This window comes from Halomonas sp. SL1, assembly GCF_003030865.2.
GTDB classification, from domain to species: Bacteria; Pseudomonadota; Gammaproteobacteria; order Pseudomonadales; family Halomonadaceae; genus Halomonas; species Halomonas halophila.
On record NZ_PYUQ02000007.1, the window covers coordinates 1 to 22,072 of the forward strand.

Sequence of the window (22,072 nt, forward strand, 5' to 3'; positions counted from 1 at the left end):
CCCCGAAGGTTGGATTGGGTGTCCAACTTTCGGGGTGCAGTTCAGAGGACCCGGGCGTTCTTGACGAGGCTCGTCGCAGATCAGCGCTTGGAGAACTGCGGACGACGACGGGCCTTGCGCAGACCGATCTTCTTACGCTCGACTTCACGGGCGTCACGGGTGACGTAACCGGCTTCACGCAGCGGCTTGCGGAAGTCTTCGTTGTACTGCATCAGGGCGCGAGTGAGGCCGTGACGAATGGCGCCGGCCTGGGCGCTGCCACCGCCGCCCTTGACGGTCACGTAGACGTCGAACTGGCCGAGGGTCTCGGTCAGCTCGAGCGGCTGACGGACGACCATGCGACCGGTGACACGGCCGAAGAACTCGTCCAGATCACGGTTGTTGACGGTGATCTTGCCAGTGCCCGGCTTCAGGAAGACGCGGGCGGTAGAGGTCTTGCGGCGACCGGTACCGTAATACTGCTGTGTCATGGCGAAAGCTCCCTCAGATGTTCAGTTCTTGCGGCTGCTGCGCGGCGTGCGGATGCTCGGTGCCGGCGTAGACCTTGAGCTTGGAGTACATGGCACGACCCAGCGGGCCTTTCGGGAGCATGCCCTTGACCGCGGACTCGATGACGCGCTCCGGTGCGTGAGCGATCATCTTCTCGAAGTTCATGGAGCGCAGGCCACCCGGGTAACCGGTGTGACGATAGTAGTTCTTGGCGCTCGCCTTGTTGCCGGTGACATGCACCTTCTCGGCGTTGATCACGACGATGTAGTCGCCAGTGTCAACGTGCGGGGTGTATTCCGGCTTGTGCTTGCCACGCAGGCGGCGAGCGATCTCGGTGGCCAGACGGCCCAGAGTCTTGTCCGCAGCGTCGACGACGTACCAGTCGCGCTGGACGGACTGCGGCTTGGCAGTGAACGTCTTCATGGGTGAATCACCAAATCGATGTATTGGGTCCTGCCCCGGCTCGGCGGTTCGGACCATCCCTATTTTTCTTGGTTGCCGTCCGCGGACGACAACGGTCAAGCGCGCGAATTCTACACGCCCCAGACCGGCAAGGCAATGACGCACAAGCTGGAAAACAGCATGCCCCCTTCGTCACGGAGGAAAGAAAGGGGGGGCTTCCGGCTTCAAGCTCAAGGCTTACAGCTCCCGGCCAGAGGCCGGGTCAGGGCTTGTGCGGCAGGGCCAGATACTCCCTCGACTGCATCTCCTGGAGGCGCGAGAGGGTCCGCTCGAACTCGAACTCCAGCTTGCCGTCGCGATAGAGCCGCTCGGCCGGCGCTTCGGCGGACATCAGCAGCTTGACGCCGCGGTCGTAGAACTCGTCGACCATGTTGATGAAGCGCCGGGCCTGGTCGTCGCTGGCGCCGTCCATGCACGGCACGCTGGAGACCAGCACGGTGTGGTACTCGCGAGCCAGCTCGATGTAGTCGTTCTGACTGCGCGGGCCGTCGCAGAGCTCGTCGAACGCGAACCACACCACGTCGTCATGCAGCCGCCGGCTGTGCAGCACCCGATGATTGATCTCGATCGGCGCCCCGTCCTCGCCCTCGTGGCCGGCGATCTCGCGGAAGCTGCGTGACAGCTCGGCCTCGGCGGCCTCGTCCAGCGGCGAATGAAAGATCTCGGCGCGTTCCAGGGCGCGCAGTCGGTAGTCGATGCCGGAGTCGACGTTGACCACCTCGCAGTGACGCTCCAGCAGGTCAATCGCCGGCAGGAAGCGCGCGCGCTGCAGGCCATCCTTGTAGAGGTCGGCCGGCACGATGTTGGAGGTCGCCACCAGCACCACCCCGCGGGCGAACAGCGCCTCGAGCAGGTTGGCCAGGATCATGGCGTCGGTGATGTCCTTGACGAAGAACTCGTCGAAACAGATCACCCGCGCCTCGGCGGCGAACTTGTCGGCCACGAGGGTCAGCGGATTCTTCTCGCCCTTGTAGTGCTCGAGTTCGTTGTGCACCCGCTGCATGAAACGGTGAAAGTGGGTGCGCATCTTCTCGGGAAAGGGCAGCGCCTCGAAGAAGGTGTCCACCAGGTAGGTCTTGCCCCGCCCGACACCGCCCCAGAAATAGAGCCCGGTCACCTCCGGCAGTGCCGGTGCCTCGGGCTCGCCGCGGCGGCCGAACAGCCCGGCCATCCGCGACTTCAGCCCCTTGCCCGCCGACGCCGGCCGAGCATACTCGCGCGGCTTGGCCAGCAGGTCGTCAAACAGGCGCTGCAGGTGCGTCACGGCCTGTTCCTGGGCGGGATCGAAGACGAAATCGGCGCGCTCGAGATCGGCGCGATAGCGGCCCATCGGGGTGTTCGGCTCGGCGGCGGTCGGCATCCTGTGACGCTCGCTCATGGACATGGGGGCGACGGTCCTCGGCATCCGGTGAAAGAGGGGCATTATACCCACCGGGGCGTCGCTTGGCATCGCCGGCCGGCCGTTGACCCCGGCATCTGCCTCGGCCCTATAATGGGCCGCCGGCACGCCCGGCGCTGGAGCCGGCCGCCGATGCCGAGCCGAGAGACCGCTCAGGAGAACGATGTGGAATTAAGCAATATCAACTGGATGCTGGGCGCCGCTTGCCTGCTGGCCGGGATCGGCCTCGGCGTGATGGGCTACCACCTGATGAATGCGGGCGCACGCAACGTGCAGATGTTGCGCCAGCGCCTCGCCGAACGCGACCGCCAGCTGGCCGAACTTCGCGACGGCGTCGGCGATCACGTCGAGCGTCTCGGCAGCCTCGCCGCCGCGCTGAACAAGGAAGTGAGCGAGGCCAGCAGCCGGCTGGGGGCCGAAGCCCCGCAGCGCGCCGACCTGGCCGCCGCCACGCCCACGACGCCCGAGGTCGAAAGCGACGACGATGTCGCCGCCCCCCGCGACTACGCCGATGGCAACCGCGGCACCCTCTCGGAGGACTTCGGCCTCAAGCAGAACGACGCCGACGCGCCCCAGCCACCCCGCTACTGAGGCCCTCCCGGCGCCCGATCCGGGAACCCGCCACGAACACGAAGACGCCGCCCATGGCTCGAGCTCCATGGGCGGCGTCTTCGCGTCCACGCCCCGCCGCCGTCAGGCGGGGTTGTCGATATCCACGAAGCGATGCTCGATGCCGAACTCCGCGGCGAGGCGTTCGCCCAATGCCTGGACGCCGTAGCGCTCGGTGGCGTGATGCCCCGCCGCCAGGTAGTGGATGCCCAGCTCCCGCGCCAGGTGCGTGGTGCGCTCCGAGATCTCGCCGGAGATGAAGGCATCGGCCCCGGCCGCCGCGGCCTCGGCGATCATGTCCTGGGCCCCACCGGTGCACCAGGCCACGCGCCGGACCTCGCCGCCGCCGGGCGCCTCGACCAGCAGCGGCTCGCGACCCAGCCGCTCACCGACATGCTCGGCCAGCGCCGCCGCGCTCATCGGCACGGAAGGCCGCCCCCGCCAGATCAGCCCCTCGCCGAGCTCGCCGTCGGCGCAGCCTTCCGCCACGAAGCCCAGCCGCTCGCCCAAGCGGGCGTTGTTGCCGAGCTCGGCATGGGCGTCCAGCGGCAGGTGATAGGCCAGCAGGCCGATGTCATGAGCCAGCAGGGTCGCCAGCCGGCGACGCTTCATGCCGGTGACCGCCACCGGCTCGTTCTTCCAGAAATAGCCATGGTGCACCAGCAGCAGATCGGCGTCCCAGGCCACCGCCTGGTCGAGCAGTGCCTGGCAGGCGGTGACGCCGCTCATCACCCGAGCGACCCGCTCGCGGCCTTCGACCTGCAGGCCGTTGAGGGTGTAGTCCTTGAATCGCGCCGGTGACAGCAGCCGATCGCAGGCCGCCACCAGTTCCGTGGATGTCGTCATGAAGCCTCCGGACGGTTCACGCATGCAATGTTACAATTCGAGCCATTCTAAACCGCCGCCCCGCCACCCTGCGACCACGCACCAGAAGGAAGCCCGCCGCATGCGACGCGCCCTCCCCTATGTCTGGCCCATCCTGATCGGCCTGCTGCTGGCCATCGTGCTGCTCAACGCCTTCCCGCGACTGGTGGGTCGCCAGGCCACGCCGCCCGTCGCCACCTCGCCGCCCCCGCTGCAGACCGCCGACGAGGTCGAGCGGCCGGCCCCCAGCCTGCGCGAAGCCCCGCCCATGGAACGCGGCGAAGGCCCGGCCAGCTACGCAAGCGCCGTGGCACAGGCCGCCCCGGCGGTGGTCAACGTCTATTCCTCGCGGGTGGTGGAGCGCGACAGTCATCCGCTGATGTCCGATCCCTTCTTCCGCCAGTTCTTCGGCGATGACGCTCCGCGCCGCCAGCGCATGCTGTCGAGCCTGGGCTCGGGGGTGATCGTCAGCGCCGACGGCTATGTGCTGACCAACCACCACGTGATCCGCGGCGCCGACCAGATCCAGGTGGCACTGCGCGACGGCCGCGAGACCCTGGCCGAGGTCATCGGCACCGACCCCGAGAGCGACCTGGCGGTGCTGCGCATCGACCTCGACGACCTGCCGGTCATCGAGCTGTCCGACTCGGACCAGGCGGCGATCGGCGACGTGGCGCTGGCCATCGGCAATCCCTTCGGCGTCGGCCAGACCGTGACCATGGGTATCGTCAGCGCCACCGGCCGCAGCCACCTGGGGCTCAACGCCTACGAGGACTTCATCCAGACCGATGCCGCCATCAACCCGGGCAACTCCGGCGGCGCCCTGATCAATCCGGACGGCGCACTGGTCGGCATCAACACCGCCATCTTCTCGCGCTCCGGCGGCTCCCAGGGCATCGGCTTCGCCATCCCCGCCAACCTGGCACGCAGCATCCTCGAGCAGATCGTCACCCAGGGCCGGGTGGTGCGCGGCTGGCTGGGCGTCGAGGCCCAGGAGCTCAACCCGGAGCTGGCCGCCTCCTTCGGCCTGGCGGCACCCACCGGCGTGATCATCGCCGGCGTAGTGCCCGACGGCCCGGCGGACGATGCCGGCCTGCAGCCCGGCGACGTGCTGCTCAAGGTGGATGGCAACCCGATTCTCGATCCGCGCCAGACCATGAGCGACATCGCCGACATCGCCCCCGGCACCGATCTGCCGGTGACGGTGGTGCGCGGCGGCGAGCCCCTGGAGATCACCCTCGAGGTCGCCGAGCGTCCCACGCCGTCGCGCCCGCTGTCCCTCGAGAAGCCCGACTCGCCCTGAGCGACACCCTTCCGCCGAAACGACCGCGGCCCCGTCGCTGACGGGGCCGCGGTCGTTGTTGCCTGGCAAGGCCCGAAGGGCCCTCAGTCGCGGATGCGGTACTCGGCGCTGCGGGCATGGGCGGTCAGCGACTCGCCGCGGGCCAGCACCGAGGCCGTGCGGCCCAGGGTCGAGGCGCCCTCGGCGGAGCAGCCGATCAGCGAGGAACGCTTCTGGAAGTCGTAGACGCCCAGCGGCGAGGAGAAGCGCGCCGTGCCGGAGGTCGGCAGCACGTGGTTGGGGCCGGCACAGTAGTCGCCCAGCGCCTCGGCGGTGTAGCGACCCATGAAGATGGCGCCGGCGTGGCGCACCTCGGGCAGCCAGTCCTGCGGGGCTTCCACCGACAGCTCCAGGTGCTCCGGGGCGATACGGTTGATCAGCGCCACCGCCTCGTCGCGGTCGCGGCAGTGGATCAGCGCGCCGCGCTCGGCCAGCGAGGTGCGGATGATCGCCTCGCGCTCCATGGTCGGCAGCAGCCGGGCCATGGCCTCGCCGACTGCCTCCAGGTGATCGCCGTCCCAGCTGACCAGGATCGACTGGGCGTCCTCGTCGTGCTCGGCCTGGGAGAACAGGTCCATGGCCAGCCAGTCGGCGTCGGTGCCGCCATCGGAGACCGCCAGGATCTCCGAGGGACCGGCGATCATGTCGATGCCGACCTGGCCGAACACCGCTCGCTTGGCGGTGGCCACGTAGATGTTGCCGGGGCCGACGATCTTGTCGACCCGCGGCACCGTCTCGGTGCCGTAGGCCAGCGCGGCCACGGCCTGAGCGCCGCCGATGGTGAAGACATGATCGACGCCCGCCAGGTGGGCGGCGGCCAGCACCAGCTCGTTGAGCACGCCATCCGGGGTCGGCACCACCATGACGATCTCGCCGACGCCGGCCACGTGAGCCGGCAGCGCGTTCATCAGCACCGAGGACGGATAGGCGGCCTTGCCGCCGGGCACGTAGATGCCGGCGCGGTCCAGCGGCATGACCTGCTGGCCGAGCACCGTGCCGTCATCTTCGGTGTACTGCCAGGATTCGGGCTTCTGGTGCTCGTGGTAGCGGCGCACCCGGTCGGCGGCGGTGGCCAGCGCCTCGCGCTGCGCCTCGGGCAGGCCATCGAAGGCCTGGCGCAGGCGATCCGGCCCCAGGGTCAGATCGGCCATGCTCGACGCCGAGAGGCGATCGAAGCGGTTGCTGGTCTCGACCACGGCAGCATCACCGCGGGTCTTCACGGCCTCAAGGATGTCGGCGACGCGGCGCTGGACCTCGTCATCGGACACGCCTTCCCAGGCCAGCAGGGCATCGAGGCGTGTCTCGAAGTCGGCGTCGGCGGTGGACAGACGCGCGATCTCGAGGCGGCCGGCGGACACTTCACTCATGACGATTGCTCTCCTCTCGGGGATGACCGGCCGCTCAGGCCGGCGCCTCGGCGCTGCGCCGCTCGACCGCCTCGCGCAGGCGGGCGATCAGCGGCTTGAGGCGGTCGTGCTTCATGGTCATGGCCGCCTTGTTGACCACCAGACGGGTGGAGATCGGCGCGATCAGCTCGCGCGGCTCCATGCCGTTGGCCCGCAGGGTGTTGCCGGTATCGACGATGTCGACGATCTCGTCGGCCAGGTTCATCAGCGGCGCCAGCTCCATGGCGCCGTAGAGCTTGATCACCTCGGCCTGGATGCCCTGCTCGGCGTAGTAGCGCTTGGCCACGTTGACGAACTTGGTGGCCACCCGACGCCGGGCGTGGGACGGCTCGGCACCGCTGACCCCCGCGGTCATCAGCTTGCAGCCGGCGATCTCGAGGTCCAGAGGCTCGTAGAGGCCCTCGGCCCCGTGCTCGAGCAGCACGTCCTTGCCCGCCACGCCCACGTCGGCGGCGCCGAGCTGGACGTAAGTGGGCACGTCGGTGGCGCGGATCACCACCAGCTTGACGTCCGGCAGGTTGGTGTCGAACAAGAGCTTGCGGCTGGCCCCCAGGTCCTCGGCGGGCGTGATGCCGGCCTCGGCCAGCAGCGGCAGGGTCTCGTCGAGAATGCGGCCCTTGGACAGGGCCAGAATCAGTTGCTTGCTCATGGTCTCGCCTGTTGTCGGCTCAGCCCGGAATGCGCCGGATCTTGGCGCCCAGCAGCTGCAGTTTTTCCTCGATGCACTCGTAGCCACGATCGATGTGGTAGATGCGGTCGACCAGCGTCTCGCCCTCGGCCATCATCGCCGCGATCACCAGCGACGCCGAGGCGCGCAGGTCGGTGGCCATGACCGGCGCACCGGACAGGCTCTCGACGCCGGTGATCACCGCGGTATTGCCCTCGAGCGCGATGCTCGCGCCCATGCGGTTGAGCTCCTGGACGTGCATGAAGCGGTTCTCGAAGATGGTCTCGACCACCCGGGCGGTGCCTTCGGCCACCGCGTTCAGGGCCACGAACTGGGCCTGCATGTCGGTGGGAAAGGCCGGATAGGGCGCGGTGCGCACGTTGACCGCCCTGGGCCGCTTGCCGTGCATGTCCAGCGCGATCCAGCCCTCGCCGGTGGTCACGGTGGCACCGGCCTCCTCGAGCTTGGCCAGCACCGCCTCGAGGATGTCGGCGCGGGTGTTGCGCACCTTCACCCTGCCCCGCGACAGCGCCGCGGCGACCAGGAAGGTGCCGGTCTCGATGCGGTCCGGCATCACGTCGTGCTCGGCGCCGTGCAGCCGCTCGACGCCCTCGACGACGATGGTGTCGGTGCCGTGGCCGCGAATGTTCGCGCCCATCTTGATCAGGCATTCGGCCAGGTCGGTGACCTCCGGCTCGCGGGCGGCGTTCTCGAGCACCGTGGTGCCCTCGGCCAGCACCGCGGCCATCAGCAGGTTCTCGGTGCCGGTGACGGTGACGGTGTCGAAGAAGATGGTCGCCCCCTTGAGGCGACCGTCGACCCGCGCGCGGATGTAGCCACCCTCGACGCGGATGTCGGCGCCCATGGCCTCGAGGCCGCGGATATGCAGATCGACCGGCCGGGAGCCGATGGCGCAACCGCCGGGCAGCGACACGTCGGCCTGGCCGAAGTGGGCCAGCAGCGGTCCGAGCACCAGGATCGAGGCGCGCATCTTCTTGACCAGCTCGTAGGGCGCGTGACAGTCGGTCACCTGGGCGCCGTCGAGCTGGATGCTCATGCGCTCGCCCATCACCGGCTGCACGCCCATGTGGCCGAGCAGCTCGAGGGTGGTGGTGATGTCCTGCAGGTGCGGCAGGTTCCCGATGGTCACCGGCTCGTCGGCCAGCAGGGTCGCGCAGAGAATCGGCAGGGCGGCGTTCTTGGCACCGCTGGCCCAGACCTCGCCATCGACGGGGCCGTTGCCGGTAATGATCAGCTTGTCCATGTCACCTCGAGCCTCAGGCCCCCTTGTTCTCGGCGGCACCCTGCCACTGCTCGGGCGTGTAGGTCTTGATGGTCACGGCATGCAGGGCGCCGGAGGCGATCTCGTCGGACAGCGCGCCGTAGATCAGCTGCTGTCGCTTGACCCGGGACAGCCCTTCGAACACCTCGCCGACGGCGACCACCTGGAAGTCGCAGCCCTCGCCCTGGATATGAAATTCGCAGCCATCGAGCCGGCTCTCGAGCAGCGCCTTGACCTCAGTGGGAAGCATCGAACCCTCGCTAGAAAATGGTTGATCCGTGAAAGCGCCACCGCGATGCGATGACGGGACGAACAGGCCGACCATGGTAATGAAAAGCGACGCCGTTGGCGACGTGCGCGTATGGCGACATGCGCGCCAGCCGACGAGTCTCGACACGATACGCCTGGTCATGACGAGCCTCGAAACACGAAGGGGCCGGGGCGACGCCCGTCGCTCCCGGCCCCTTGCCGTCATGGTGCCGCTCACGCTTCGGTGGCGTCGACGCTCGCCTCCACCGGCAGCAGGGTATCGACTCCGGCGACCTCGGTCAGCCGGGCCAGCGGCGGCGACAGCCGCACCGCCTCGAGAGTGAGGCCACCGGCCCGACTCTGGCGCGTCCACTCCAGCAGCACGCTGACCGCCGCACTGCTGACGCGCCCCACCCCGCCGAGATCGAAGACCACGCGGCTACCCTCGCTCTGGCTGGCAAGCCAGCGCTGGCCGGCGGCGGCAATCTCCGCGGCCCCGTCGAAGTCGACCTCGCCGGACACCGACAGCACCTCGCCATCGACCTCGAGGCGATTGGCACCGTTCTCCAGCAGCACGCTCATCCTGCCTCACCCTGCTCCAGCTCGTCGACGGCGAGCTCCGGCGCCCAGCCATCGATCACGGCGTCGTAGTCGCGATTCTGGTCGCGCATCGCCTGATCGAACTGGTTGCGGAAGGTCAGCCCCAGGTTGATGCCGTTGACGATCACGTTGACCACCTTCCACTGGCCGTCATCCTGACGCAGCGAATAGCTCACCGGGTAGACGGTACCGTCACTGGCCACCACTTCCATCTCGACGCTGGCCTGGTCCTCGTAGCGGCCGGCATCCTGGTTGTCGAGCACGCGGATGTCCTGGTAATCGAAGGTCACCAGTCCCTTGGCATAGGTATCGATCAGCGTCTGACGGAAGGTGTCGACGAAGCGCGAGCGCTGCGACGGGGTGGCGTTGCGGAAATAGCGGCCCATGACGCTGGCGCCGATATAGCGGAAATCGGCCACCTGCTCGAGGCTGTCGTCGACCACGACCTCGAGCTCGTCGGGATGCTCGCGGTAGTAGTCCCGACGCCCCTCGATATCGCCCATCAGCTCGTCGATGCTGTCGCGGATCAACTGTTCCGGGGTGTTGGCCTGGGCGACCGCCGGCAGCGCCATCAGGCACATCACCAGGATCGTCATGGCGCCGACCAGGCGCCGGGAAAGGCTCGTTGCGTTCATCGGGTTCACTCCTTGGCCATGTTGGACACGAACTGCTGGATGAGCTCTTCCAGCACCAGGGCGGACTGGGTATCGCGCAGGCGATCGCCGTCCGCCAGCGTCTCGGGGGCGCCGCCCACCGACAGTCCCACGTACTGCTCGCCGAGCAGCCCCGAGGTAAGAATCGCGGCGGTGGTATCCTCGGGCAGCGCCCCTTCCAGCTCGTCGTCGAGCGTCAGCACCACCCGCGCGTCGTACCACTCCGTGTCGAGGTCGATGCTCTCGACCCGCCCCACCGTGACACCGGCCATGGTGACCCGGGCACGCGGCTTGAGACCGCCGACGTTGGCGAAGTTGGCCTCCAGGCGGAAGTCGTCGCCCGGGGGCGCGAGGCTCAGGCCGCTGACCCTCAGGGCGAGGAACAGGAGCCCCAGGATGCCGGCCAGCATGAACAGGCCGACTCCGAGTTCCATCGTCTTGCTGCGCTTCATTCCATGTCTCCACAAATCCGCGGCGGCCGACAGCCGCCATCATGCTTCCGCCTCAGGCGAGCCCGCCGAACATCAGGGCGGTCAGGACGAAATCCAGCCCCAGCACGGCCAGCGAGGCATAGACCACGGTGCGCGTGGTGGCGCGGGCGATGCCCTCCGACGTCGGCACCAGGGCGTAGCCCTGATAGACCGCAATCCAGGTCACCACCAGGGCGAACACCAGGCTCTTGATCAGGCCGTTGAGGATGTCATCGACGAATTCGACGCTGGCCTGCATGTTGCCCCAATAGGAGCCCTCGAAGACGCCCAGCCACTTCACGCCGACCAGCTCGCCGCCCCAGATGCCGATCACGCCGAAGCCGATGGTCAACAGCGGCAAGGCGACGAAACCGGCCCACAGGCGCGGGGCAACGACCCGGCGCAGCGGGTCGACGCCGATCATCTCCATGCTGGTGAGCTGCTCGGTGGCCTTCATCAGGCCGATCTCGGCGGTCAGCGCCGAGCCGGCACGGCCGGCGAACAGCAGCGCCGCCACCACCGGCGCCAGCTCGCGCAGCAGCGACAGCGCCACCATCTGGCCGAGCGCATCCTCGGCGCCGAAGTCGACCAGGATGGTGTAGCCCTGCAGGCCCAGCACCATGCCGATGAACAACCCCGACACCATCACGATGGCCAGCGACAGCACGCCCACGAAGTACATCTGGCGCAGCCACAGACGGATCCCTTCGCCGGAGGGCACGCCCACCGCCGACTGGACGAGCAGCAGCGTCGCCTGGCCGAGTCCCTCGGCGACGCCGAAGCCCAGGCGTCCCAGACGTTGAATCATCGCCATCATCTCGCGCCTCCCGTCCCCAGCAGGTCCTCATGGAAATCCCTGGCGGGATAGTGGAACGGCACCGGGCCGTCCGGCTCGCCGTGAACGAACTGGCTGACCCTGGGGTCGCGATCCACGTCGAGGCTCTGTGGCGTGCCCTGGGCCATCACCTGGCCGTCGGCGATCACGTAGACGTAGTCGGCGATGGACAGGGTCTCCTTGATATCGTGGGACACCACCACCGCGGTCAGCCCCAGGGCATCGTTGAGCCGGCGAATCAGCTGCACCAGCACGCCCATGGAGATGGGGTCCTGGCCGACGAAGGGCTCGTCGTAGAGGATCAGGTCCGGGTCCAGGGCGATCGCCCGGGCCAGCGCCACGCGCCGCGCCATGCCGCCGGAAAGCTCCGACGGCATCAGCGTTCGGGCGCCGCGCAGGCCCACCGCCTGAAGTTTCATCAGCACCAGGTCGCGGACCATCGATTCGGGAAGGTCGGTGTGCACGCGCAGCGGAAAGGCCACGTTCTCGAACACGTCGAGATCGGAGAACAGCGCCCCGCTCTGGAACAGCATGCCCATGCGCCGACGCATCCGGAACAGCGCCTTGCGCGACAGGGCGTGCACGTCCTCGCCGCCGATCATCACCCGACCGGCGTCAGGGGCGAGCTGGCCGCCGATCAGCTTGAGCAGGGTGGTCTTGCCGGTGCCGCTGGGTCCCATGATCGCGGTGATCTTGCCGCGTGGCACCGCCATGTCGAGGCCGCGGAAGATCTCCGTCTCTCCGCGAGAGAAGCGCAGGCCCTCCACCTCGATGAGGGGAGAATCGGTCATCCAATGAATTCCCTGATAGATTATCGAACATCGTATCCTAACCATCGACCGGGGCGCCAGCGCCGTCATGTGCCGGCTTGCGCAGCACGGCCTCAGCGGGTTCAATGAGCGCCCTCTTGCGTGGCCCGCCGGCGCCGAATCGGCCGTCCGCCCTTGAGCCCAACCCCGCGACAGGCAACAATCCTCCCATGACAGACGACACCTCCTCCCTCACCGGCCTGCTGGCCAGCGCCGAACGCACCCTGCGGCTGGAGCAGCAGGCCATCGGCGCCCTCGTCGCGCGCCTGGACGGCGACTTCGAGCGCGCCTGCGAGCTGATCCTGGCCTGTCGCGGCCGCGTGGTGGTCACCGGCATGGGCAAGTCCGGCCACATCGGCAGCAAGATCGCCGCCACCCTGGCCAGTACCGGTACCCCGTCCTTCTTCGTGCATCCGGGCGAAGCCAGCCACGGCGACCTGGGCATGATCACGCCGGGCGACGTGGTGCTGGCGCTGTCGAATTCCGGCGAGACCGCCGAGGTCACCGCCCTGCTGCCGCTGCTCAAGCGCCTCGGCACCCCGCTGATCAGCATGACCGGGCGCCCCGGCTCGACCCTGGCTCGCCACGCCGAGGCCCACCTGGATGCCGGCGTCGAGCGCGAGGCCTGCCCGCTGGATCTGGCGCCCACCTCTTCGACCACCGCCGCCCTGGCACTGGGCGATGCCCTGGCCGTGGCGCTGCTCGAGAGCCGCGGCTTCACCGCCGAGGATTTCGCCCTCTCGCATCCCGGCGGCAGCCTCGGCAAGCGGCTGCTGCTCAAGGTCTCGGACCTGATGCATCAGGGCGCCCGCCTGCCGCAGGTCGCGCTGGGCAGCCCGCTGCGCGATGCGCTGCTGGAGATCACCCGCCAGGGCCTGGGCTTCACCTGCGTCATCGACCCCGAGGGCAGGCTGGCCGGGGTCTACACCGACGGCGACCTGCGCCGCACCCTGGATCAGTTCAGCGACCTGTCGTCGCTGACCGTGGATCAGGTGATGACGACCCCCGGCAAACGGACCTCGCCCGACACCCTGGCCGCCGAGGCCGTGCGGCTGATGGAGGACAACCGCATCACCGCCCTGGCCGTGGTCGACGATGACGGCCGCCCGGTGGGCGCGCTACACATGCATGACCTGCTGGCCAGCGGCGTCATCTGACCCAAGGAGATTCCATGCCCTTCGACGCCCCCCTGCTGAACCCGGACCTGGTCCAGCGCCTGCGACAGGTGCACCTGCTGGCCCTGGATGTGGACGGCGTGTTGACCGACGGCCGCCTCTACTTCGATGCCGACGGCGACAGCCTCAAGGCCTTTCATACCCTCGACGGTCACGGCATCAAGCTGGTGCAGCGCGCCGGCATCCAGGTGGCGCTGATCACCGGCCGCGACTCGCCGATGGTCACTCGCCGCGCCAGCGCGCTCGGCATCCGGCATCTGCATCAGGGCATCGAGAAGAAGCTGCCGACGCTGCGCCAGCTGTGCCAAGACCTCGAACTCGACCTCTCCCAGGTCGCCTACTGCGGTGACGACCTGCCCGACCTGGCCCCGATCCATCGGGCCGGCGTCGGCATCAGCGTCCCCGGCGCGCCGAGCTACATCCGTCGGCACGCCGACTGGGTCACCGAACGCGAGGGCGGTCATGGCGCGGTTCGCGAGATCTGCGACACCCTGCTCCAGGCCCAGGACAGCCTGGACGCCGTGCTCGACACCTATCTGAACGGCCAGGACTGACGCCATGCGCCTCCCTCGTCCCGGCTTTCGCACCTGGCTGTTCCTGCTGCTGCTCGCCCTGGGCGGCGGCCTGGCGCTGCTCGACCAGCGCCCCGAGGCACCGCCGGGCCCCGCGCCCCAGGGCGAGACGGGAGAGCCCGACTACTACCTGGAGGACGCGCACCTGACGCGATTCGACGCCCAGGGCGCGCCTCACCAGCGCCTCACCACGCCGCGCCTGGAGCACACGCCCGTCGACGACGTCACCCGGCTGACCACGCCCCACGCCCAGCTTCGCGACAGCGAAGGCCGGCAATGGCTGGCCGACGCCGAGCGCGGACGCCTGGAAGACGGCCAGCGCCTGCTCACCCTCGAGGGGCAGGCGGTGCTGACCGCCCCCGAGGAACGCTGGCGGCTCGAGACCGAACGCCTGTACTACGACAGCATCGCCGGTCACGCCTGGAGCGACACGCCGGCACGACTGAGCCAGCCGCCGCAGTGGATGCGCGGCGAGCGCTTCGACGCCTGGCTCGATGACAACCGCGCCCGACTGACCGACAATGTGCGCGGCCACCACCCGCCGGACCCCCAGGAGGACCCCGAGTCATGACGCGATCCCTCGCTTCACTGCTCAGCGCAGCGCTGCTCGCCAGCGCGCTGGCTGCCCCCGCCGCCCTGGCGCTGGAAGGCGACGCCAGCGCGCCCATCCAGGTCGAGGCCGACCGCCTGGACCTCGACGACCGCGCCGGCACCGCCGTCTATCAGGGCGACGTGCAGATCCAGCAGGGCAGCATGCAGCTGACCGGCGACCGCGTGGAGATCCAGCGCAACGAGGCCGGCCAGCTGACCACCGCCACCGCCACCGGCCAGCGCGCCTACCTGGAGCAGAAGCCCGCCCCCGATCAACCCCTGGTCCGCGCCTGGGGCCGCACCGTGGTCTACCACGTGGCCGAGCGGCGCATCGAGCTCGTCGACCAGGCCGAGCTGCACCAGGGCGGCGACACCTTCGACGGCGGCTACCTCGAATACTTCCTCGACCGCCGGGTGGTGCAGGCCCGCTCCGACGCCGAGGGCATCGGCGAGCGCCAGCGCGTGCGCATGACCCTGGAGCCGGAACAGCAGGACGGCCCATGAAGACCCTGAGTGCCCAGAACCTCGCCAAGAGCTACAAGCGCCGTCGCGTCGTTCACGACATCAGCCTGGAGATCCAGCAGGGCCGCATCGTCGGCCTGCTGGGCCCCAACGGCGCCGGCAAGACCACCTCCTTCTACATGATCGTCGGCCTGGTTCGGGCCGACGCCGGCCGCGTCGCCATCGACGACCGCGACCTCTCCGGCGCCGCCATGCACCAACGCGCCCAGGCCGGCATCGGCTACCTGCCCCAGGAAGCCTCGATCTTCCGCAAGCTGTCGGTGGCCGACAACATCATGGCCATTCTCGAGACCCGCCGCGACCTCGACCGTGCCGGCCGCAAGGCGCGCCTGGAGGCACTGCTGGAGGAGTTCCACATCACCCACATCCGCGACAACCTGGGCATGAGCCTGTCCGGCGGCGAGCGCCGGCGGGTCGAGATCGCCCGGGCGCTGGCCACCGAACCCGATTTCATCCTGCTCGACGAGCCCTTCGCCGGCGTCGACCCGATCTCGGTAGGCGACATCAAGGGCATCATCCGCCAGCTCAAGGCCCGCGAGATCGGCGTGCTGATCACCGACCACAACGTGCGCGAGACGCTGGACATCTGCGACGGCGCCTACATCGTCGGCGACGGCCAGATCATCGCCGAAGGCGACGCCGAGGCCATCCTCGCCAACCAGCGGGTACGCGACGTCTACCTGGGCCAGGACTTCCGACTCTGAGCCTATTGGCTTCGCAAGTCACTGATATATTGTCGCCATGCACAGACAGGCATGGCAATTGCCATTGGCATGCTAATTGCTGAGCAAAGGCTTGCACGGCGGGCACACCCACACTAGGGTGGAAGGCCTCTTTGCCGCAGGACCGGAACGCTTGCCATGGCCATGAAGGCATCCCTCCAACTGCGTGTCGGCACCCAGCTGACCATGACGCCCCAGCTGCAGCAGGCCATCGGCCTGCTGCAGCTCTCGACCCTTGATCTGCGCCAGGAGATCCAGCAGGCCCTGGAAGCCAATCCCATGCTGGAGCTGGAGGACGACTTCGGCGAGCAGGCCGCCGGGGAGACGCCGGACGACGACTGGTCCGACGAGATTCCGGAAGAACTCAGCGTCGACAGCGACTGGTCGGACACCTTCCAGGACGCCGGCGGCAGCGGCGAGGCTCCCGACTTCGAGCGCCAGGCCGCCGGCCAGAGCCTGCAGAGCCACCTCGTCTGGCAGCTGGCCATGAGCGAGCTCGACGAACGCGAGACCCGCATCGCCGAGAGCCTGATCGATGCCGTGACGCCGGACGGCTATCTGGATCAACCGCTCGACGAGCTGCGCGACGGCCTGCGCGCCCAGGGCCTCGACGGGCTCGCCACCCGCGAGGTCGAAGCGGTGCTGCTGCGCCTGCAGCAGTTCGAGCCCACCGGCGTGTTCGCCCGCGATCTGCGCGAGTGCCTGCTGCTGCAGCTGGCCACCCTGCCCGACGACACCCCGCTGCTGCCCCAGGCGCGCCGCCTGGTACGCCAGTTCCTCGAGGCCCTGGCCGGCAACGACCGGCGGCTGCTCAAGCGGCGCCTGGGGCTCGACGACGAGACCCTCGACGAGGTCATCGGCCTGATCCGCGGCCTCGACCCGCGCCCGGGCAGCGAATTCGCCAGCGGCGACAGCGACTACGTGATTCCCGACCTGATCGCCCGCTACACGCCCCAGGGCTGGCGCGTCGAGCTCAACCCCGAGGCGATGCCGCGGCTGCGCATCCAGCCCGACTACGCGGCGCTGATCAAGCGCGCCGACAAGAGCGACGACAACCAGTTCCTCAAGGACCACCTGCAGGAGGCGCGCTGGCTGATCAAGAGCCTGGCCAGCCGCAACGACACCCTGCTGCGCGTCGGCCACGAGGTGATGACCCGCCAGATCGAGTTCCTCGAGCACGGCGAAGAGGCCATGAAGCCGCTGATCCTGGCCGACATCGCCCAGACGGTGGAGATGCACGAGTCGACCATTTCTCGGGTCACGACCCAGAAGTTCATCCACACCCCCCGCGGCGTCTTCGAGCTCAAGTACTTCTTCTCGAGCCAGGTCGGCGACGGCGAGGATGCCCACTCCAGCACCGCGATCCGCGCCCGCATCCGCAAGCTGATCGAGGGCGAACCGCCGCGCAAGCCGCTGTCCGACAGCAAGCTGGTCACCCTGCTCGCCGAGGAGGGCATCGAGGTGGCCCGACGCACCGTCGCCAAGTATCGCGAAGCGATGCACATCCCCTCCTCCAGCCAGCGCAAGCGCCTCGGCTGAGGCCCTCCCGACGGGGGGTTCCAGAGTATGAAAACGCGTCTGGCACGGGGGGTTTGCAAGGCACCAAAAAGGGTTACAATCGAGTCACCACCCAAGGAGCAAGGAGCGTGTCATGCAAGTCAACCTCACCGGCCATCACGTGGAATTGACCGAGCCCCTGCGTGACTACGTGCAGGAGAAACTCTCCCGCCTGGAACGCCATTACGACAACATCACCACCGTTCAGGTGACGCTCTCCGTCGAGAAGGAACGCCAACAGGCCGCCTGCACGCTGCACGCCGCCGGTGCCGATCTGCACGCCGAAGCGATGGACGCCGACATGTACGCCGCCATCGACGCCCTTGCCGACAAGCTGGACCGCCAGCTCGTCAAGCACAAGGAAAAGACTCAGGCCCGCGCCCAGGGCGCCGCAAGCGTCCGCTGAGTCATGTCACTCGAAGCCATCCTGCCCCCCGAGCGCACCCTCTTCGGTGTGCCCGGGGGGAGCAAGAAACGTGTGCTGGAGTTCTTCAGCACCTTCATCGCCCAGAACATTCCCAGCCTCGACAGCCAGGAGGTCTTCAGCCGGCTGATCGGGCGGGAGCGCCTGGGCAGCACCGGCATCGGGCACGGGGTCGCCATCCCCCATTCCCGCAACCCTCACTGCAAGGCCCCTATCGCCGGCTTTCTCAAGCTCGACGAACCGGTCGACTTCGACGCCATCGACGGTGAACCCGTCGACCTGGTGTTCGTGCTGCTGGTACCCGAGGAAGCCGACGACGCGCATCTCGCCCTGCTCGGCCAGGTCGCCGGCGTGATGAACGACGCCGCGACCCGCAGCGCCCTGCGTCGGGCCGGCAGCCAGCGCGAGCTGCACGACAGCCTCCTCGACGCCATCCGACGACAGGCACCGGCCGCCAGCGGACGCAGCTGAGGGCCGCCCCCGACCAGGAGACCCGATCCGTCATGCAGCTCGTCATCATCAGCGGACGCTCCGGCTCCGGCAAGTCGATCGCCCTGCAGGCCCTCGAGGACCTCGGCTACTACGCCATCGACAACCTCCCGGCGATGCTCCTCGGACCGCTGGTCGACGAGCTGCGCAGCGGCCAGTCCCTGCGCAGCGCCGTCGCGGTCAGCATCGACGCCCGCAACCTGCCCCATGCCCTGGAACGCTTCCCGACGCTGCTCGAGGACGTGCGTGCCCGCGACATCCAGTGCCAGGTGATCTACCTGACCACCGATGCACGCATCCTGCTGGAGCGCTACTCCGCGACCCGGCGCCGACACCCCCTGACCCGCGATACCGAGATGACGCTGGCCGAGGCGATCGATCGCGAGGAAGACGCCCTGTCGGAGATTCGCGACCTCGCCGATCTGCTGATCGATACCTCGCGGCTCTCGGTGCACGACCTGCGTGGTCGCATCACCGACCAGGTCGCCGGGCACGGCCGCGAAGGGCTGACGCTGACCCTCGAGTCGTTCGGCTTCAAGCGCGGCGTGCCTCTGGACGCCGATATCGTGTTCGACGCCCGCTGCCTGCCCAACCCCTACTGGGACCCGCGGCTGCGTGATGCCACCGGCCGCGACGACAGCGTGATCGCCTTCCTCGAGGGCTACCCGGTGGTCGACGAGATGGCCGACGACATCCTGGCCTGGATCGAACGCTGGCTGCCCCGCTACCGCGCCAGCCAGCGCAGCTACCTGACCGTGGCGATCGGCTGCACCGGCGGCCAGCACCGCTCCACCTACCTGGCCGAGCGACTGTCCCGGCGTCTTGCCGAGACCCACGCCGGCGTGCGCCTGCGCCATCGCGAGCTCGGCCTGCAACTCACGCTTCCCGACCCGAACGACGCCAAGGACCGCTAGTCACGTGCCCAGCCGCAAGCTCACCCTGACCAACAAGCGCGGCCTGCACGCCCGGGCCGCCACCCGCCTGGTGCAGTGCTGCCAACCCTACGCCTCCCGCGTCACCGTCTGCCATGGCGACCAGCAGGCCGATGCCACCAACATCATGGCGCTGCTGATGCTGGCCGCACCCTGCGGCACCGAACTGATCCTCGAGGCCGACGGCGACGACGGCGAGGCGGTGCTGGATGCGCTGGAAGCCCTCTTCGCGGCCCGCTTCGACGAAGAAGCCTGACCAGAGGCCGTCTCGACGGCGCCATCACTCCCCCTCTACCGAGCAGGACCATGCAGCTGATCCAGACCGGCAAGTACTCCAGAGTCCACTTCGATCCCGAGCGCGACCACTTCATCAAGACCTTCCAGCCAAAGACCGTCGACCGGCTGCGCTACCTGGCGCGCATCCGGCCCTACCCCGGGCGCAACTTCGCCCTCATTGCTTCGCGGCTCGAAACCCTCGGCATCGCCACGCCGACCATCGTCGAGGCGCGCCCCTATCGGCTGGTCACGGAGAACATCCATGGCGTACCGCTCAAGCAACTGATCCTCGACTCCCCCGACCTGCAGGAACAGTATCTGGACGCGCTGGTCGCCTTCGACCGCGACGGCATTCACTGCCGCGGCCTGCACACCGACAACTTCCTGGTTCGCGACGGTCGCCTGTTCGCCATCGACCTCGATGCCTACAAGGCACCGCGCTGGCGGCGCTATCCGCGCCGCGAGTACCTGGACTGCCTGAGCCGCTCGCTCAAGGGCAACGAGGCCTTCCTGTTCACTCGCCTGCTCGAGCGACTGGGCGTGGACGAACACTACCGCCCGAAACGCTGAGCACCGGCACCCGGACCACGACAACATCGTACAAAAAAGCCCGCGAGCGTCTCGCGGGCTTTTTGTCGTCACCAGGGCCGGCTCAGCTGCCGGCCACGGTCATCTCGTCGATCAGCCAGCTGCCGGTATGGATGCTGCCGCGGGTGTCGATGTCGTCGCCGACGCCGACCAGTCCCCGGAACATAGTCGCCAGGTTGCCGGCGATGGTGAATTCCTCCACCGGGTGCTGGATGCGGCCGTTCTCGACCCAGAAGCCCGCGGCGCCGCGGGAGTAGTCGCCGGTAACGCCGTTGACGCCCTGACCCATCAGCTCGGTGACCAGCACCCCGCGATCCATGCGCGCGAGCAGCGCCTCCTGGGACTCGAGCGGCGCGCTGAGGCGCAGGTTGCGGGCGCCGCCGGCGTTGCCGGTGGTCTCCATCCCCAGTCGCCGCGCGCTGTAGGCGGACAGCATGTAGCTGGCCAGCCGTCCCTGATCGATGAAGACGTTGTCGCGGGTCGCCACGCCGTCACCGTCGAAGGCGCTGCTGGCCATGCCGCGCACCAGGCGCGGCTTCTCCTGCAGCGAGAACCATTCGGGGAAGAGCGCATCGCCGAGGCGGTCGCACAGGAAGGAGGATTGGCGATAGAGGGCGCCGCCGGCGATGGCACTCAAGAAGCTGCCGACCAGCCCCGACGCCAGGCTCGGATCGAACAGCACCGGCATCCGCCCGGTGGCCGGGCGCTGGCCGCCGAGCCGGCGCAGGGTGCGCCGCGCGGCGCTCTCGCCCACGGCCTCGGGCGCCAGTAGCTCGCGAGGGTCGCGGGCGCTGGTGTAGTCGTAGTCGCGCTGCATGCCGTGCTCGTCCTCGGCGATCAGCATGCAGGACAGCGAGTGGCGGCTGCCGCGCTGACTGCCCAGGAAGCCGTGGCTGTTGGCGTAGACGCGCACGCCCTCGCCGCTGGACAGCCCCGCGCCGTCGGAGCTCCTGATGCCCGCCTGGCCGCGGCCGGCGTTCTCGCAGGCCAGCGCCAGCTCGACCGCCTCCTCGGTGGACAGCGCCCAGGGATGATGAACGTCGAGGTCCGGCAGCTCCCGGGCCATCAGTTCGGCCGGGGCGAGCCCCGAGGCCGGGTCCTCGCCGGTGTAGCGGGCGATGGCCATGGCCTTCTCGACCACGTCCTGAATCGACGCCTCGGAGGCGTCGGTGGACGAGGCACTGCCTTTGCGTTGGCCGACGTAGACAGTCACCGCGATGCCCTGATCGCGGGACAGCTCGACGGTCTCGACCTCGCCCTCGCGCACGTTGACGCCCACGCCCTGGTCGACGCTGGCGCCCACCTCGCAGGCATCGGCGCCGAGCCGGCGGGCCAGCGCCAGGGCCGCCTCGGCACGGGTTTCCAGCAGCGACTGCTGGGCGACGGCATCGAAAGCCTGTGTCATCGTCTTGACTCCTCACTCGACCGGCCAGGCGGCCGATACACAACATGGTCGTTTGGCCAGCCCGACGCGGCGGGCTGGTATACTGGGCCGATGCCTAACGCCCCTCTCATGAATCAGGACGCCGCATGACCCAGGATGATTTCTCTTCGGCCGACGAACGGCCCAGCAAGTCGCAGCTCAAGCGCGAGATGCATGCCCTCCAGGAGCTCGGCGAACGGCTGATCGCCATGCGCGAGGCCGAACGCGACCGCTTCCCGCTCTCCGACGACCTGCTGGCGGCCATCGAGGAGACCGGCCGCATCCGCGCCCGGGAGGCCCGCCGCCGGCACATGCAGTACGTCGGCAAGCTGATGCGCCGCGAGGACCTCGACGGCATCCAGGCGGTGTTCGACGAGATGGACCGCGAGCAGCTGCGCCGCGACCACGCCTTCCATCGCCTGGAACAGTGGCGCGACCGCCTCATCGAGGACGACGACGCCCTCGAGGCCTTCATCGCCGACTACCCCGACGTCGACCGCCAGGCCCTGCGCCAGCTGATCCGCAACGCCCGCCGCGAACGCGATCAGGGCAAGCCGCCGACCAACGCCCGGCGGCTGTTCAAGCTGATCCGCGAGACCGCCGAGCTGTAAAGCCGGAAGCTTGAAGCCTGAAGCTGGAAGTCCTCCCGTCAGGCCATGGGTTTC

At 68.7% G+C, this 22,072-nt stretch carries 28 protein-coding genes; 14 read left to right on the plus strand and 14 right to left on the minus strand.

Annotated elements, in window-relative coordinates; translation table 11 throughout:
• Window positions 1-80: 80 nt before the first annotated feature.
• From rpsI to zapE, 3 genes are all read right to left on the minus strand, one after another.
• Window positions 81-470, minus strand: coding sequence for a 30S ribosomal protein S9 (gene rpsI, locus C9J49_RS02335; RefSeq protein ID WP_035592430.1), 390 nt, complete (start codon window positions 468-470; stop codon window positions 81-83).
• A gap of 13 nt (window positions 471-483) precedes the next feature.
• Window positions 484-912: a 50S ribosomal protein L13 gene (gene rplM, locus C9J49_RS02340; protein ID WP_016854409.1), complete on the minus strand. Its 429-nt coding sequence runs from the start codon at window positions 910-912 to the stop codon at window positions 484-486.
• Between the two features lie 241 nt (window positions 913-1,153).
• Window positions 1,154-2,311: a cell division protein ZapE gene (zapE, locus tag C9J49_RS02345; RefSeq protein ID WP_258393727.1), complete on the minus strand. Its 1,158-nt coding sequence runs from the start codon at window positions 2,309-2,311 to the stop codon at window positions 1,154-1,156.
• A 204-nt stretch (window positions 2,312-2,515) separates the two neighbouring features.
• On the opposite strand from zapE, the gene C9J49_RS02350 reads away from it, so the two are divergent.
• On the plus strand, window positions 2,516-2,941 hold the full coding sequence (locus tag C9J49_RS02350; RefSeq protein WP_160174894.1) for a YhcB family protein: 426 nt from the start codon (window positions 2,516-2,518) through the stop codon (window positions 2,939-2,941).
• A 102-nt stretch (window positions 2,942-3,043) separates the two neighbouring features.
• On the opposite strand, the gene C9J49_RS02355 is transcribed toward C9J49_RS02350, so the two are convergent.
• On the minus strand, window positions 3,044-3,805 hold the full coding sequence (locus C9J49_RS02355; RefSeq protein WP_035592426.1) for a Nif3-like dinuclear metal center hexameric protein: 762 nt from the start codon (window positions 3,803-3,805) through the stop codon (window positions 3,044-3,046).
• 100 nt (window positions 3,806-3,905) lie between these two features.
• Here C9J49_RS02355 and C9J49_RS02360 point away from each other — a divergent pair, with 100 nt between their 5' ends.
• Window positions 3,906-5,126 carry a S1C family serine protease gene (locus tag C9J49_RS02360; protein ID WP_046079767.1) on the plus strand — a complete coding sequence of 407 codons (1,221 nt, stop codon included), beginning with the start codon at window positions 3,906-3,908 and terminating at the stop codon, window positions 5,124-5,126.
• Window positions 5,127-5,209: 83 nt separating this feature from the next.
• Here C9J49_RS02360 and hisD read toward each other — a convergent pair whose 3' ends face one another.
• The 9 genes from hisD to C9J49_RS02405 all read right to left on the minus strand — a co-directional run bounded on the left by hisD (window position 5,210) and on the right by C9J49_RS02405 (window position 12,118).
• The gene (gene hisD / locus C9J49_RS02365; protein ID WP_046079768.1) at window positions 5,210-6,532 is read right to left on the minus strand and encodes a histidinol dehydrogenase; all 1,323 of its coding nucleotides are present in this window, start codon (window positions 6,530-6,532) and stop codon (window positions 5,210-5,212) included.
• Between the two features lie 34 nt (window positions 6,533-6,566).
• Window positions 6,567-7,220: an ATP phosphoribosyltransferase gene (gene hisG, locus C9J49_RS02370; RefSeq protein WP_035592422.1), complete on the minus strand. Its 654-nt coding sequence runs from the start codon at window positions 7,218-7,220 to the stop codon at window positions 6,567-6,569.
• Between the two features lie 19 nt (window positions 7,221-7,239).
• A complete protein-coding gene (gene murA / locus C9J49_RS02375; RefSeq protein WP_046079769.1) occupies window positions 7,240-8,502 on the minus strand; it encodes a UDP-N-acetylglucosamine 1-carboxyvinyltransferase in 1,263 nt (420 codons plus the stop codon).
• Between the two features lie 13 nt (window positions 8,503-8,515).
• Window positions 8,516-8,770, minus strand: coding sequence for a BolA family protein (locus tag C9J49_RS02380; RefSeq protein ID WP_016854417.1), 255 nt, complete (start codon window positions 8,768-8,770; stop codon window positions 8,516-8,518).
• 233 nt (window positions 8,771-9,003) lie between these two features.
• A complete protein-coding gene (locus tag C9J49_RS02385) occupies window positions 9,004-9,351 on the minus strand; it encodes a lipid asymmetry maintenance protein MlaB (protein ID WP_046079770.1) in 348 nt (115 codons plus the stop codon).
• A complete protein-coding gene (locus C9J49_RS02390; RefSeq protein ID WP_046079771.1) occupies window positions 9,348-10,004 on the minus strand; it encodes a phospholipid-binding protein MlaC in 657 nt (218 codons plus the stop codon). The genes C9J49_RS02385 and C9J49_RS02390 overlap by 4 nt, the downstream gene beginning before the upstream one ends.
• Before the next feature lie 5 nt (window positions 10,005-10,009).
• Window positions 10,010-10,474 (minus strand): outer membrane lipid asymmetry maintenance protein MlaD, encoded by a 465-nt coding sequence (mlaD, locus tag C9J49_RS02395; protein WP_035592413.1) that lies wholly within the window; start codon window positions 10,472-10,474, stop codon window positions 10,010-10,012.
• Window positions 10,475-10,526: 52 nt separating this feature from the next.
• Window positions 10,527-11,309, minus strand: coding sequence for a lipid asymmetry maintenance ABC transporter permease subunit MlaE (gene mlaE / locus C9J49_RS02400; RefSeq protein WP_035592411.1), 783 nt, complete (start codon window positions 11,307-11,309; stop codon window positions 10,527-10,529).
• On the minus strand, window positions 11,306-12,118 hold the full coding sequence (locus tag C9J49_RS02405) for an ATP-binding cassette domain-containing protein (RefSeq protein WP_046079772.1): 813 nt from the start codon (window positions 12,116-12,118) through the stop codon (window positions 11,306-11,308). Before C9J49_RS02405 ends, mlaE begins: the two co-directional genes overlap by 4 nt.
• A 188-nt stretch (window positions 12,119-12,306) precedes the next feature.
• Between C9J49_RS02405 and C9J49_RS02410 the strand changes: the two genes are divergently transcribed.
• From C9J49_RS02410 to C9J49_RS02460, 11 genes are all read left to right on the plus strand, one after another.
• Window positions 12,307-13,293, plus strand: coding sequence for a KpsF/GutQ family sugar-phosphate isomerase (locus C9J49_RS02410; RefSeq protein ID WP_035592405.1), 987 nt, complete (start codon window positions 12,307-12,309; stop codon window positions 13,291-13,293).
• A 14-nt stretch (window positions 13,294-13,307) separates the two neighbouring features.
• On the plus strand, window positions 13,308-13,865 hold the full coding sequence (locus tag C9J49_RS02415) for an HAD family hydrolase (RefSeq protein WP_107180755.1): 558 nt from the start codon (window positions 13,308-13,310) through the stop codon (window positions 13,863-13,865).
• 4 nt (window positions 13,866-13,869) lie between these two features.
• The gene (gene lptC, locus C9J49_RS02420; protein WP_107180756.1) at window positions 13,870-14,454 is read left to right on the plus strand and encodes an LPS export ABC transporter periplasmic protein LptC; all 585 of its coding nucleotides are present in this window, start codon (window positions 13,870-13,872) and stop codon (window positions 14,452-14,454) included.
• The gene (gene lptA / locus C9J49_RS02425; RefSeq protein WP_107180757.1) at window positions 14,451-14,978 is read left to right on the plus strand and encodes a lipopolysaccharide transport periplasmic protein LptA; all 528 of its coding nucleotides are present in this window, start codon (window positions 14,451-14,453) and stop codon (window positions 14,976-14,978) included. The genes lptC and lptA overlap by 4 nt, the downstream gene beginning before the upstream one ends.
• Window positions 14,975-15,700: an LPS export ABC transporter ATP-binding protein gene (gene lptB / locus C9J49_RS02430; RefSeq protein WP_035592394.1), complete on the plus strand. Its 726-nt coding sequence runs from the start codon at window positions 14,975-14,977 to the stop codon at window positions 15,698-15,700. Before lptA ends, lptB begins: the two co-directional genes overlap by 4 nt.
• Window positions 15,701-15,856: 156 nt before the next feature.
• Window positions 15,857-17,257 carry an RNA polymerase factor sigma-54 gene (locus C9J49_RS02435; RefSeq protein WP_107180758.1) on the plus strand — a complete coding sequence of 467 codons (1,401 nt, stop codon included), beginning with the start codon at window positions 15,857-15,859 and terminating at the stop codon, window positions 17,255-17,257.
• 112 nt (window positions 17,258-17,369) lie between these two features.
• Window positions 17,370-17,681, plus strand: a complete 312-nt coding sequence (hpf, locus tag C9J49_RS02440) for a ribosome hibernation-promoting factor, HPF/YfiA family (RefSeq protein ID WP_016854429.1) — start codon at window positions 17,370-17,372, stop codon at window positions 17,679-17,681.
• Between the two features lie 3 nt (window positions 17,682-17,684).
• Window positions 17,685-18,170 carry a PTS sugar transporter subunit IIA gene (locus C9J49_RS02445; RefSeq protein WP_107180759.1) on the plus strand — a complete coding sequence of 162 codons (486 nt, stop codon included), beginning with the start codon at window positions 17,685-17,687 and terminating at the stop codon, window positions 18,168-18,170.
• A gap of 32 nt (window positions 18,171-18,202) precedes the next feature.
• Window positions 18,203-19,102, plus strand: coding sequence for an RNase adapter RapZ (gene rapZ / locus C9J49_RS02450; protein WP_107180760.1), 900 nt, complete (start codon window positions 18,203-18,205; stop codon window positions 19,100-19,102).
• Window positions 19,103-19,106: 4 nt separating this feature from the next.
• Window positions 19,107-19,376 (plus strand): HPr family phosphocarrier protein, encoded by a 270-nt coding sequence (locus tag C9J49_RS02455; protein WP_107180761.1) that lies wholly within the window; start codon window positions 19,107-19,109, stop codon window positions 19,374-19,376.
• Window positions 19,377-19,426: 50 nt separating this feature from the next.
• The gene (locus tag C9J49_RS02460) at window positions 19,427-19,966 is read left to right on the plus strand and encodes a hypothetical protein (RefSeq protein WP_046079779.1); all 540 of its coding nucleotides are present in this window, start codon (window positions 19,427-19,429) and stop codon (window positions 19,964-19,966) included.
• An 82-nt stretch (window positions 19,967-20,048) separates the two neighbouring features.
• Here C9J49_RS02460 and pmbA read toward each other — a convergent pair whose 3' ends face one another.
• Window positions 20,049-21,389: a metalloprotease PmbA gene (gene pmbA / locus C9J49_RS02465; RefSeq protein WP_107180762.1), complete on the minus strand. Its 1,341-nt coding sequence runs from the start codon at window positions 21,387-21,389 to the stop codon at window positions 20,049-20,051.
• Window positions 21,390-21,514: 125 nt separating this feature from the next.
• On the opposite strand from pmbA, the gene yjgA reads away from it, so the two are divergent.
• Window positions 21,515-22,018: a ribosome biogenesis factor YjgA gene (yjgA, locus tag C9J49_RS02470; RefSeq protein WP_107180763.1), complete on the plus strand. Its 504-nt coding sequence runs from the start codon at window positions 21,515-21,517 to the stop codon at window positions 22,016-22,018.
• The last annotated feature ends 54 nt before the right edge of the window (window positions 22,019-22,072 follow it).

Excerpts from the sequence above, each read along its gene's own strand:
- rpsI (WP_035592430.1), bottom strand. The coding sequence starts at position 470 with ATGACACAGCAGTATTACGGTACCGGTCGCCGCAAGACCTCTACCGCC.
- rplM (WP_016854409.1), bottom strand. The coding sequence starts at position 912 with ATGAAGACGTTCACTGCCAAGCCGCAGTCCGTCCAGCGCGACTGGTAC.
- zapE (WP_258393727.1), bottom strand. The coding sequence starts at position 2,311 with ATGCCGACCGCCGCCGAGCCGAACACCCCGATGGGCCGCTATCGCGCC.
- C9J49_RS02355 (WP_035592426.1), bottom strand. The coding sequence starts at position 3,805 with ATGACGACATCCACGGAACTGGTGGCGGCCTGCGATCGGCTGCTGTCA.
- C9J49_RS02360 (WP_046079767.1), top strand. The coding sequence starts at position 3,906 with ATGCGACGCGCCCTCCCCTATGTCTGGCCCATCCTGATCGGCCTGCTG.
- hisD (WP_046079768.1), bottom strand. The coding sequence starts at position 6,532 with ATGAGTGAAGTGTCCGCCGGCCGCCTCGAGATCGCGCGTCTGTCCACC.
- hisG (WP_035592422.1), bottom strand. The coding sequence starts at position 7,220 with ATGAGCAAGCAACTGATTCTGGCCCTGTCCAAGGGCCGCATTCTCGAC.
- murA (WP_046079769.1), bottom strand. The coding sequence starts at position 8,502 with ATGGACAAGCTGATCATTACCGGCAACGGCCCCGTCGATGGCGAGGTC.
- C9J49_RS02380 (WP_016854417.1), bottom strand. The coding sequence starts at position 8,770 with ATGCTTCCCACTGAGGTCAAGGCGCTGCTCGAGAGCCGGCTCGATGGC.
- C9J49_RS02385 (WP_046079770.1), bottom strand. The coding sequence starts at position 9,351 with ATGAGCGTGCTGCTGGAGAACGGTGCCAATCGCCTCGAGGTCGATGGC.
- C9J49_RS02390 (WP_046079771.1), bottom strand. The coding sequence starts at position 10,004 with ATGAACGCAACGAGCCTTTCCCGGCGCCTGGTCGGCGCCATGACGATC.
- mlaD (WP_035592413.1), bottom strand. The coding sequence starts at position 10,474 with ATGAAGCGCAGCAAGACGATGGAACTCGGAGTCGGCCTGTTCATGCTG.
- mlaE (WP_035592411.1), bottom strand. The coding sequence starts at position 11,309 with ATGATGGCGATGATTCAACGTCTGGGACGCCTGGGCTTCGGCGTCGCC.
- C9J49_RS02405 (WP_046079772.1), bottom strand. The coding sequence starts at position 12,118 with ATGACCGATTCTCCCCTCATCGAGGTGGAGGGCCTGCGCTTCTCTCGC.
- C9J49_RS02410 (WP_035592405.1), top strand. The coding sequence starts at position 12,307 with ATGACAGACGACACCTCCTCCCTCACCGGCCTGCTGGCCAGCGCCGAA.
- C9J49_RS02415 (WP_107180755.1), top strand. The coding sequence starts at position 13,308 with ATGCCCTTCGACGCCCCCCTGCTGAACCCGGACCTGGTCCAGCGCCTG.
- lptC (WP_107180756.1), top strand. The coding sequence starts at position 13,870 with ATGCGCCTCCCTCGTCCCGGCTTTCGCACCTGGCTGTTCCTGCTGCTG.
- lptA (WP_107180757.1), top strand. The coding sequence starts at position 14,451 with ATGACGCGATCCCTCGCTTCACTGCTCAGCGCAGCGCTGCTCGCCAGC.
- lptB (WP_035592394.1), top strand. The coding sequence starts at position 14,975 with ATGAAGACCCTGAGTGCCCAGAACCTCGCCAAGAGCTACAAGCGCCGT.
- C9J49_RS02435 (WP_107180758.1), top strand. The coding sequence starts at position 15,857 with ATGGCCATGAAGGCATCCCTCCAACTGCGTGTCGGCACCCAGCTGACC.
- hpf (WP_016854429.1), top strand. The coding sequence starts at position 17,370 with ATGCAAGTCAACCTCACCGGCCATCACGTGGAATTGACCGAGCCCCTG.
- C9J49_RS02445 (WP_107180759.1), top strand. The coding sequence starts at position 17,685 with ATGTCACTCGAAGCCATCCTGCCCCCCGAGCGCACCCTCTTCGGTGTG.
- rapZ (WP_107180760.1), top strand. The coding sequence starts at position 18,203 with ATGCAGCTCGTCATCATCAGCGGACGCTCCGGCTCCGGCAAGTCGATC.
- C9J49_RS02460 (WP_046079779.1), top strand. The coding sequence starts at position 19,427 with ATGCAGCTGATCCAGACCGGCAAGTACTCCAGAGTCCACTTCGATCCC.
- pmbA (WP_107180762.1), bottom strand. The coding sequence starts at position 21,389 with ATGACACAGGCTTTCGATGCCGTCGCCCAGCAGTCGCTGCTGGAAACC.
- yjgA (WP_107180763.1), top strand. The coding sequence starts at position 21,515 with ATGACCCAGGATGATTTCTCTTCGGCCGACGAACGGCCCAGCAAGTCG.